This is a genomic window from Xenorhabdus kozodoii, assembly GCF_002632875.1.
In the GTDB taxonomy this organism is placed as follows: Bacteria; Pseudomonadota; Gammaproteobacteria; order Enterobacterales; family Enterobacteriaceae; genus Xenorhabdus; species Xenorhabdus kozodoii.
Genome location: NZ_NJCX01000015.1, coordinates 104,863 through 115,818, shown reverse-complemented (window position 1 = coordinate 115,818; position 10,956 = coordinate 104,863). Strand labels below are relative to the sequence as shown.

General features: G+C 46.3%; 9 protein-coding genes and 2 other annotated features (1 of these 11 only partly in view). Of the genes, 2 read left to right on the top strand and 7 right to left on the bottom strand.

All coding sequences use genetic code 11. The features are described 5' to 3' along the window. Positions 1-38: a sequence feature (mutual gap in cmsearch alignment for this rRNA model is longer than 100), on the bottom strand (it extends 2,937 nt beyond the left edge of the window). Further along, positions 25-142 (bottom strand) — a sequence feature (16S ribosomal RNA rRNA prediction is too short). (Overlaps the previous feature by 14 nt.) A 487-nt stretch (positions 143-629) precedes the next feature. Both murI and btuB read right to left on the bottom strand, forming a co-directional pair. Further along, positions 630-1,493, bottom strand: a complete 864-nt coding sequence (gene murI / locus Xkoz_RS11755) for a glutamate racemase (RefSeq protein ID WP_099142341.1) — start codon at positions 1,491-1,493, stop codon at positions 630-632. Beyond that, a complete protein-coding gene (gene btuB / locus Xkoz_RS11750; RefSeq protein ID WP_099142340.1) occupies positions 1,438-3,276 on the bottom strand; it encodes a TonB-dependent vitamin B12 receptor BtuB in 1,839 nt (612 codons plus the stop codon). The genes murI and btuB overlap by 56 nt, the downstream gene beginning before the upstream one ends. 191 nt (positions 3,277-3,467) lie before the next feature. Between btuB and trmA the strand changes: the two genes are divergently transcribed. Further along, entirely contained in the window at positions 3,468-4,568 is a 1,101-nt protein-coding gene (gene trmA / locus Xkoz_RS11745) for a tRNA (uridine(54)-C5)-methyltransferase TrmA (RefSeq protein ID WP_167386584.1), read from the top strand. A gap of 65 nt (positions 4,569-4,633) precedes the next feature. Here trmA and Xkoz_RS11740 read toward each other — a convergent pair whose 3' ends face one another. Both Xkoz_RS11740 and fabR read right to left on the bottom strand, forming a co-directional pair. Next, positions 4,634-5,011, bottom strand: coding sequence for a YijD family membrane protein (locus Xkoz_RS11740; protein ID WP_099142339.1), 378 nt, complete (start codon positions 5,009-5,011; stop codon positions 4,634-4,636). A 21-nt stretch (positions 5,012-5,032) separates the two neighbouring features. After that, positions 5,033-5,683, bottom strand: coding sequence for an HTH-type transcriptional repressor FabR (gene fabR / locus Xkoz_RS11735; RefSeq protein ID WP_099142338.1), 651 nt, complete (start codon positions 5,681-5,683; stop codon positions 5,033-5,035). Between the two features lie 205 nt (positions 5,684-5,888). Here fabR and sthA point away from each other — a divergent pair, with 205 nt between their 5' ends. Beyond that, positions 5,889-7,286: a Si-specific NAD(P)(+) transhydrogenase gene (sthA, locus tag Xkoz_RS11730; protein WP_099142337.1), complete on the top strand. Its 1,398-nt coding sequence runs from the start codon at positions 5,889-5,891 to the stop codon at positions 7,284-7,286. On the opposite strand, the gene oxyR is transcribed toward sthA, so the two are convergent. The 3 genes from oxyR to Xkoz_RS11715 all read right to left on the bottom strand — a co-directional run bounded on the left by oxyR (position 7,278) and on the right by Xkoz_RS11715 (position 10,919). After that, a complete protein-coding gene (gene oxyR / locus Xkoz_RS11725) occupies positions 7,278-8,195 on the bottom strand; it encodes a DNA-binding transcriptional regulator OxyR (protein WP_099142336.1) in 918 nt (305 codons plus the stop codon). The genes sthA and oxyR overlap by 9 nt on opposite strands. A gap of 98 nt (positions 8,196-8,293) precedes the next feature. Further along, positions 8,294-9,667, bottom strand: a complete 1,374-nt coding sequence (argH, locus tag Xkoz_RS11720) for an argininosuccinate lyase (RefSeq protein WP_099142335.1) — start codon at positions 9,665-9,667, stop codon at positions 8,294-8,296. A 40-nt stretch (positions 9,668-9,707) separates the two neighbouring features. Continuing rightward, complete coding sequence (locus tag Xkoz_RS11715; protein WP_099142334.1) at positions 9,708-10,919, bottom strand: argininosuccinate synthase; 1,212 nt, start codon at positions 10,917-10,919, stop codon at positions 9,708-9,710. Positions 10,920-10,956 lie beyond the last annotated feature (37 nt).

Sequence of the window (10,956 nt, the reverse complement as noted above, 5' to 3'; positions counted from 1 at the left end):
TTACCCCACCTACTAGCTAATCCCATCTGGGTTCATCCGATGGCGTGAGGCCCGAAGGTCCCCCACTTTGCTCCTCAGAGGTCATGCGGTATTAGCCACCGTTTCCAGTGGTTATCCCCCTCCATCGGGCAGATCCCCAGACATTACTCACCCGTCCGCCGCTCGCCGGCGGGGAAGCAAGCTTCCCCCCGCTGCCGCTCGACTTGCATGTGTTAGGCCTGCCGCCAGCGTTCAATCTGAGCCATGATCAAACTCTTCAATTCAAAGTTTGATGCTCAAAGAATTCTGTGTTAGTTCGTAATGAATTAACTGTTCAGTCACTCTTCAAGACTTGGTATCTTTTTCGCCTTTCGGCGTGGATAGTGTCTTGCGAGTGCCCACACAGATTGTCTGATTAAGTTGTTAAAGAGCGGTGCAACCGGGAAGGCTCTTCCGGGTTGCGAGGCTGCGTATCTTACGCGTTTCGCCTCAGGAGTCAAGCGTTTATTTTCGCTTTCTTCCGGCTGTCCGCCGCGGCCTGTTTCAGCTCGTCGTCGGTCAGTGGTGGCGCATTATAGGGAGTTTTTCGGCGCTGACAATAGTTTTTTTGAAAATAATTACCAACCGATTACTATTGCGCCAAATTGCACTTAAGTTGGTAGTTTTTCCAGCGTTAAGAAGCCCAATTCGCGTAAACCGGGGAGTAGTTCTTCATTCCCAGGTTCGATCTTTGTGCAATAAGCCAAGTTATCCGATGTTGTTAAAAACAAATCTTCCCGATTTTTGACCAACCATGCCGTTCTGCGGGCAATTGCAGCACCTGAATCAATTAATCTTGTTCCATCTGGTAAAACCTGGGCAATTTCTTCTGCTATCAGAGGAAAGTGGGTGCACCCCAAAATAACAGTATCTGGTGGCTCTTTCATTCTTAACCACGGTTTCAATATTTTCTCTAACTCTTTTAGCGGAACGTTCTTGCCATGTAACTTTCGCTCAGCTAATTCGACCAATTCAGCAGAGCCGATTGAATATATCTGGCAATCCGTCGCAAACCTTGCAATTAATTCTTTGGTATAGTCGCGATTCACTGTAGCGCGTGTCGCCAATAATCCCACAACACGATTACAAGTGAGTTTCGCAGCAGGTTTGATCGCCGGCACAACACCAACAACAGGAAAAGAAAAACGTTCACGTAAGGCAGGTAAGCTGACTGTACTGGCAGTATTGCAAGCAATCACAACAACCGCCAAAGGATGTTTTTTCTGGATCGTACCAACAACCTGGACAACCCTTTCTACAATCACTTCCGCCGTTTTTTCGCCGTAAGGGAATGCGGCATTATCGAAAGCATATATATAGTGGAGATCCGGCAAGAGTTGCCGAATCTCTTGATAGACAGATAACCCCCCTACCCCAGAATCAAAAACCAGAATTGTTGGGCGGGCGGTCTTGTTTAAATCAGAAGTTATAGCTTCCAGTGAGATAGAACTCTCTACCTGGGGTGCGATAGCCATAGGCTGTCTCATAATTTTTATCAAACAGGTTAGCTATTCTAGCACGGATTGTCAGGTGGTCAGTGATCGGGAATGAAGCGCTGATATCCCATAGACTTACGCCCGCTAATTTCACTGTTTTTGGCGGATACGTACTATAGTTTTGGTCATAACGCCAACCGATGTATTGATAGGTTACTCCCCAATCGATATTAAAGGCTTCCCAGTCTAATTGATATTTAACTTGCTGTTTGGCTCTGCGAGTCAATGGCTGGCCATTACCATCACGCGGGTCAATGTACTGTAATGTGAGTTGATGCTGAAATAGGCCGGTGTCTATTGTTCCTGTCCACTCAACACCTTTTATTTTTGCTTTGTCACGGTTTTCATAACGGTTATTGGCAAAATTTATCAGTTGTTCAATATCGTTACGATAAGCAGATAGACGCCAATTAAGTGGCCCAGTCAAGCCTTCAAGTCCAATTTCCCATTGCTGACTTTTTTCTGGTTTAAGGCTTTCATTTCCCCATTGACTATAAAGTTGACTCAAAGTCGGAGCCTTAAATGCCGTTCCATACGAAGTGATAAAACGATAACCCTCAATAAATTCCCAGCCGAGGCCGATTTGCCCCGTCGTATTCCAGTCATATTCAGAATGGCGATCTGAACGTACAGCACCTTCTAAAATGACATTCTGAACTTTTTGCTGTGCAGTGAGATATAGTCCCGCATTATCAACCTGTTTTTGCACAGGGATGTTATTGGAGCCTGCGGCAACTGATTCTCTTTTCCAATCAATCCCACTACTGATTGCACCATGACTAAGCTGCCACGTATTCCCCCATTGCACATTGTATTGCTTTGAATCACTCAGGCTGGCGTTATCGCCATAACGCCCATGTTTGGGAACATAATTGTAGTCTTTGACATGGCTGTAACTGGCAATGAATTGAGAAGAATAGATGCCCTGGTTAAATTGAAAACCCGCATCATAGTTATGGCTGAAGAGTTCGCGGGTATCTGTATCGCCGATGCTCCATGCATCGTAAGCGGTTCGATTATTCAATCCATAGGCTCTGACAAATCCGCTCATTTGCTCATTTATCTTATGATCTATTTCCAACCACAGCAGCTTACTCATAAAGCCATCCCGATCTGGCTGACGATCCCCGCCGGTTTTGCCCTCAACGATCACATCAAACCCTTTGGTGTAGGTATAGCCTGCGGCGGTGGTTAATAGCGTATTCTCACCGAGTTTTTGCTGTGTCGAACCATGATAGTTCTGGTATCCATTCGAACCGATCCCGACATTCAGTGTTGTGCCACGCTGTTCCCGTTTTGTGATGATATTGATCACGCCACCCATGGCATCAGAGCCATATACAGCAGAGCGTGCACCACGGATATACTCTATTTTTTGCACCATTGAGATGGGGATCTGGCTAAAATCGGCGGCTCCAGTAATGCCTGCCTGGTTCAAGCGGATCCCATCCACCAGCACCAGGGTATGGCTTGAGTTTGTGCCGCGAACAAATAAAGAAGCGTGCTGTCCCATACCGCCATTTTGCGCAATATCAACACTCGGTAAACGGCGCAAAACATCCACTAAGTTGCTGGATTGCCACCGATCGATATCTTCACGAGTCACTACCGTTATTGGCGCCAAAACTGAAGAAATCGGCTGCCTAAAGCGATTAGCGGTAATCACCAACGTATCTTGATTATCGGCAATGGCTAACTGGCTCCAACCAGAAAATACCGCTACGGGAGTAACAAATAGAAGAAAGTGTTTTTTATTTATCATAAGATTTTTGATCAGTATGAGTGGGGTATCTGGCTATATAAAGCGTCATGCTAAGATGAAGGTCTTGGCATGTCTAGCGTATCTCTCCATCAAAAAAAGAGTGGATAAACCAGAAAACTGGACATCCTTTGCACTTGCCCTACAATGCCGCTCGGAAATTTTTCTTAACGCGACCATACGAGAACCCGATAATGCAGAATGTTTTGCCAACGGAAAATTATGAAAATCAATTGATGGAGAAAGTCCATCGTCTAAAAGGAATGATGCTCCCCTTTAGTGCACCTGAGCCTGAAGTTTTCCGTTCCCCTGCATCACATTACAGAATGCGCGCAGAATTCCGTATCTGGCATGAGGAAGATGACCTCTACCACATCATGTTTGATCAGCAGACTAAACAGCGTATCCGTATCGATCAATTTCCCGTTGCCAACCCGCTAATCAATAATATGATGCAAGCCATCATTGCGGGTGTAAAAGGCAATCCAGTATTACGCCACAAACTGTTTCAGGCTGATTACCTTTCTACCCGCAGCAACAAAATCATTGTCTCCCTGCTTTACCACAAAAAACTCGCGGATGAATGGCGTGAGCATGCAACTGCACTGCGTGCCCAACTCATTGCGGCAGGATTTGATGTCCAACTTATTGGACGTGCGGCAAAAACCAAAATCATGCTTGATCATGACTATATCGATGAAGAATTGCCGGTTGCAGGTAAGACGATGATTTACCGTCAGGTTGAAAATAGCTTCACACAACCGAATGCCAGCATCAATATTCATATGTTGGAATGGGCGATTGATATTACCAAAGGCGCCAAAGGCGACTTGCTTGAGCTGTATTGTGGCAATGGTAATTTTTCCCTGGCGCTAGCGCAGAATTTTGAACGCGTATTGGCGACAGAAATTGCTAAGCCTTCCGTGGCTGCCGCACAATTTAATATCGCAGCGAACCAGATTGATAATGTACAGATTATCCGCATGTCGGCGGAAGAATTTACTCAGGCGATGAATGGGGAGCGGGAGTTCAATCGACTGCAAGGCATTGATTTAACCAGTTATCAATGTGAAACCATTTTTGTTGATCCACCACGCAGTGGTCTGGATGAAAAAACAGTCAAAATGGTTCAAGCGTATCCGCGCATTCTTTATATCTCCTGCAATCCAGAGACACTTAGCCAAAATCTGGAAACGCTGACGCAAACCCACAAAATCAGCAGACTGGCCCTCTTTGATCAATTTCCTTATACCCACCATATGGAGTGCGGTGTTCTACTGGAAAAACGTCATTAAAAACAAAAACGCCACGGAGGTTAATTTTGTGGCGTTTTTTATTGAACCGCTTTCGATAAAAGCGATTAACTTTGGCTTTCGGAAGTGAGCGTTGATTGCTGCTTGCGCTTTTTCATCTTTAGGTAGATCCAAAACACCAAGACCGTGCCAATAACGACAGGAAATAAATTAGAACCAATGGCCGGATATTCCATCCGAATGAAGGCGCTATAGATAAATATGCCTAAGAAGAAACATCCCGTGGCCAGTTTAGGTAACCCTTCAGCCATTGGAAAATTCAGATAACGTTGATGGAGACAATACAGAGAAAGTACCAGTGTAATCAGCGGGAAAATAGAAAAAGGGACAAAGGAATTGAAAAATGCTGAGAAAGTTCCGTGTGTTGCCATTCCAACGATAAGAGCCAGCAACATTGTGCTTTTATCCTGGCGGTATTGTTCCATCGTATTATTCTCCTTTCATTATTATTCAGGGATTTTAGGGACAGCGTTTTTTTCTTGCTCACGGCGACACCAATGATAAGCACCTTTGGAAATCATACGGAGTTGTAAAACCAAACGCTCTTCAAGGCTACGCCTTTTTTCTTCATCAATATCGAGTGCTTCTGCACCGGCACTGAATACGATTGTCACCATCGCCTCGGCTTGTATTTCCGTAAAATGACGAGGCATATGGCTGGCTTGCTCAAGGTAGTCTGCCAATTCGGCAATAAAATGTTGGATTTCCCGTGCTACAGCCGCACGAAATTCAGCCGATGTGCCGGAGCGTTCACGCAGCAATAACCGGAACGCATTGGGATTGTTGCCGATGAATTCCATGAAAGTTGAAACCGAAGTACGGATGACACTGCCACCTTTGGCAATGCGTTGGCGTGCCTGACGCATTAACTGGCGCAGCATCAAACCACTTTCATCCACCATCGTCAGCCCCAGTTCATCCACATCGCGAAAATGCCGATAAAAAGAAGTCGGTGCAATACCCGCCTCACGAGCCACTTCCCGTAGGCTCAGGCTGGTAAAACTGCGTTCAGCACTGAGTTGGCTGAATGCCGCCTCAATCAGGGAGCGGCGGGTTTTTTCTTTCTGTTTTGCTCTAACGCCGGTTACGTTACTCACAACAATCCTGATCTATTTCGCCTCTAATTCGGCAAATATAACAGATTCTGCTAAGTTTGCTGTGATTGTTCTCTTAAAGATATTATTCAATTTTTCCTGATTTATTTCTAAACAATGCGATAAAAACCTTATGCGGATTGGGTTATTACATCAAGTAATGTTAATATAGCGTTGTTATTTTGTATAAAAAACAGGTCTTTCCTCTATGCAACATACTCATTTTGATGCCATTGTGATTGGCTCTGGCCCTGGCGGCGAAGGAGCAGCAATGGGGCTGGTCAAACAAGGCAAAAACATTGCGGTTATAGAACGTTACAATAATGTCGGTGGTGGATGTACTCATTGGGGCACCATCCCCTCGAAAGCACTCCGCCATGCCGTTAGTCGTATTATCGAATTTAATCAAAACCCCCTCTACAGTGATAACTCCCGCATTCTTCGTTCTTCGTTTTCAGAAATTCTGCGCCATGCTGAAGTCGTTATTAACCAGCAAACCAAGATGCGCCAAGGGTTTTATGAACGTAACCGGTGTCGAATGTTTGCAGGAGAAGCCACTTTCATTGATGAACATCGGGTCAGTGTGCGTTATCCCGATGATAGTGTTGATATCCTGAGTGCAGACAAGATCATCATTGCCACTGGCTCCCGTCCTTACTGCCCTCCTGATGTCGATTTCACCCACTCCCGTATTTATAACAGCGATACCATACTGCAACTGGATCACGAACCACGCCACGTCATTATTTATGGTGCCGGCGTGATTGGCTGTGAATATGCCTCTATTTTCCGCGGATTGGGAGTTAAGGTGGATTTGATCAATACCCGTGATCATCTTCTGTCTTTTCTTGATCAAGAAATGTCTGATGCCCTCTCCTACCATTTCTGGAACAGTGGCACGGTCATCCGCCACAATGAAGAATATGAAAAAATTGAAGGTCTTGATGATGGTGTCATTGTTCACCTGAAATCCGGCAAGAAGGTCAAAGCGGATTGCCTGCTCTATGCCAATGGCAGAACCGGTAATACGGACACGATAGGTTTAGAAAATGTCGGGCTGGAAACAGACAATCGAGGCTTATTGAAAGTCAATCGTGTCTACCAGACCAACAATGAAAACATCTACGCCGTGGGTGATGTTATTGGCTATCCAAGTTTGGCTTCTGCGGCTTATGATCAAGGGCGCATCGCTGCCAAAGCAATGACGACCGGCAGTGCCAATCTACATCTGGTGGAAGATATCCCAACCGGGATTTATACCATTCCTGAAATAAGTTCAGTGGGCAAAACTGAACAGCAATTAACCGCAATGAAAATCCCTTATGAAGTAGGGCGCGCCCAATTCAAGCACCTGGCACGTGCGCAAATTGCAGGAATGAATGTTGGCAGCCTCAAGATCCTGTTCCACCGTGAGACAAAACAGATTTTAGGTATCCACTGTTTTGGCGAGCGCGCCGCAGAGATCATTCACATTGGTCAGGCCATCATGGAACAAAAAGGTGAAGGCAATAATATCGAATATTTCGTTAATACTACCTTCAATTATCCCACAATGGCGGAAGCCTACCGTGTTGCAGCACTCAATGGGCTAAACCGATTATTTTGATGTTTTTCCGGGTATCTCGAAATAATTGCCCATTTTAGAACGGATCGCCTCTGCCAATTGCTCATAGCGACCACGCAGAGGTGAGCCGGGACGATACACCAATATGACAGATCGTTTCGGTTCCGGCTCGTAACACTCCAGATAACAAACCCCATCCCGCTGTCTTTCACTCGGCACTGACAAATCAGGTAATAGGGTAATACCACTGCCCGCAGCGACCATATTGCGTAATGTTTCCAGGCTAGTTGCCCTGAAATGGGTATCTTCTTTGGCGCCCGCCTGAAAACAAAATCCCATCGCCTGATCACGCAAACAGTGCCCATCTTCCAGCATTAATAACTTCTCGCCGGATAGCTCACTCATCTTAATGTTGTCCCGCCCTGCCCATTTATGCGCTTCATACACCGCCAGCTTCATCGGCTCTTCAAACAATGGCACTTCGATAAAGGCTTCGGTCTCTTTCACCAGTGCCAAAATGGCGCAGTCAAGTTTTCCACTATCCAGTTGTGCCAACAGATTTTGGGTTTGAGCCTCATGCAGGTACATTTCCAATTTGGGAAACAATTTATGCAGTTCAGGAATGATAAGGGGTAGGAGATAGGGGCCGATTGTTGGAATAAGGCCGATATGCAACGGCCCAGACATACTTTCACCTTGAAGGGAGGCCATTTCCTGCAAGACTTTCACTTCCCTCAAAACGGTTTTGGCCTGTTCCACTAGCAGCATACCCTGTTGGGTAAACAATACCTTGCGGCTAGTGCGTTCCAGCAGCATCACGCCAAGCTCATCCTCCAGTTTGCGGATTTGCCCGCTTAGTGTCGGTTGGCTGACATGACAAGCATCAGCGGCTCGGCGAAAGTGACGATGTTCAGCAAGTGCTACAAGGTATTCTAGATCGCGGATATTCATTCCCAACCTCAGCATTTGATATCAATGATATATTGATCAATAAATCATTATATCCACGAGGAGAAAAAACTATCAACTTCCTGTGATTATTAGTGTTTTTACCTCAGCCGCTGCTTGGCCTGAGAAATGGCTTGCTTCACTTGCCCTTGTGCTACACCGCCTTTAGCCAGCCGCTTGTCCAGGCAGGATTGCAGCGATAAAACATCATAAACATCCACAGAAATAACCTGACTGAATTTTTGCAATTCAAGCAGAGAAAGTTCTTCCAGCGCCTTACCTTTGTCAATTGCCGCAATAACAACTTCACCCACAATATGATGTGCCTCACGGAATGGAACCCCTTTTGCGACCAGATAATCAGCCAGCTCAGTCGCATTCGCATATCCCTGTTTTGCTGCTTCCTTGCAACGGGTGCGCCTTACCTGAATGCCATCCAATACCAATATCGCCATGTGCAAACAATCCAACCAGGTATCCAATGCATCAAACAAGCCTTCCTTATCTTCTTGCATATCTTTATTGTAGGCGAGAGGAAGCCCTTTCAACGTCATCATCATCCCGGTTAATGCCCCTTGAACCCGTCCACATTTGCCACGGATAAGTTCCAATGCATCCGGGTTTTTCTTTTGTGGCATCAGGGAAGAGCCAGACGTTACCCGATCGGACAGCTCAACAAATCCGGCCTCTCCGCTATTAAAGAAAATCAGATCCTCAGCAAAACGTGAAAGATGGATCATACTGATACTCGCATCTGACAGTAATTCCAAGACATGATCGCGATCAGAAACGCTATCCAGACTATTGCGTGTCGCCGAGGCAAAGCCTAGCCATGATGCCAGTTGCTCCCGATCAATAGCATAAGCCGTTCCTGCCAGCGCCCCACATCCCAACGGGCTGGTATCCAACCGTCTTAGGGCGTCTTGCAACCGGCTTTCATCACGACTCAACATTTCCACATAGGCTAAACACCAATGGGCAAAAGTGACCGGTTGCGCCCGTTGTAAATGGGTGTAACCTGGCATTACCGCATCCTGATTGTTTTCAGCCGTAAGCACCAATGCTTGTTGCAACCCGGCCAATGCTTGCAGAATATGGGCAACCTGATCTTTGCACCATAATTTCAGATCCGTCGCAACCTGATCATTACGGCTACGTCCCGTATGGAGTTTTTTCCCTAAATCGCCCACTTTCGTGATCAGTTGCCCTTCGACCCAACTGTGAATATCTTCCGCATCGCTTTGCAAAATGGCTTTGGGGTCGGTTCGCACTTCATCCAGCAGCTCATTTAACGCCCGCTCCAGCTTTTGTTGCTCTTCGGCAGTTAATACTCCCACAGTAACCAGTGCCTTTGACCATGCCACCGAACCCATAATATCCTGCTGAGCCAGACGATAATCAAAACGCAGTGAATCATTGAATTGCTTGAACCGCTGATCGGCTTCCTGACTGAAACGCCCGCCCCAAAGTGCCATAATATCGTTCCTGTTTTTTATCTCATTGATTAGCCAAAAACTATTTTTTACTGTTAAGTGCACGAATACGTGAAGACAGCGAATAGAGGCGAATAAATCCTTCTGCATGACGATGATCGTAAACCTCGTCTTCTCCAAAAGTGGCGAACGCTTCAGAATAGAGACTATTGGCTGATTTTTTCTGCACCGCCGTTACCTGCCCTTTATAAAGTTTCAGGGCCACTTCTCCGCTCACATTGGCGGCCAAAACTTCTGCAGCGGCTTGAATGGATTGGCGCAATGGGGCAAACCAACGGCCGTCATAGACAACATAAGACATCTCCAGTCCCAGTTGTTGACGCCATTTGAAGCTATCGCGATCCAAAACCAGTTGTTCGATGCCACGCAGCGCTTCCATCATGAGGGTTCCTCCTGGGGTTTCATAGCAACCACGGGATTTCATGCCGACCAAACGGTTTTCTACGATATCGATCCGGCCAATGCCATGTTTGGCTCCCAACCGGTTTAACGCATTCAGGCACTGATAGGGTGAAAGCGCGTGGTCATTCACGCCAACCACTTCACCTTTTTCAACCGTCACTGTGACATATTCCGGTTCATTGGGGGCTTCTTCGGGTTCCACTGTCCACACCCAACAATCCTTATTAGCCGCATTCCAGGTGCTTTCCAAAACCCCGCCTTCGGTTGAGATGTGCCATGCATTTTCGTCACGACTATAGATTTTTTCCAACGTTGCAGTTGTCGGGATATTGCGAACTTTTAAGTAATCCAGCAACGCTTCACGGGAACGCAGATCCCATTCCCGCCACGGGGCAACAACTTTCAGATGGGGTGCCAACGCGGTATAAGTGCTTTCAAACCGAACCTGATCATTACCTTTACCTGTTGCGCCATGGGAGACCGCATCCGCCCCCACTTTCAAAGCCAATTCAACCTGTGCCTTGGCAATGATGGGACGCGCCATTGATGTACCAAGCAGATAACTGCCTTCATAGAGGGCGCCCGTTTTCAGCACGGGATAAACATACTCTTTGATAAACTCTTCACGCAGATCAACGACATAGCATTCGGAAGCACCGGAGAGTAATGCTTTCTGCTCTACACCATCCAGATCTTCACGGCTTTGGCCAACATCCGCGACAAACGCAACCACTTCACAATTACCATAATGTTCTTTCAACCACGGAATAATGGCGGAAGTATCCAAACCACCGGAATATGCCAGAACGATTTTTTTAATATTTTGAGTCATAGGGATAACCTGTTTAATTTTGTTTATCTCACAAAGG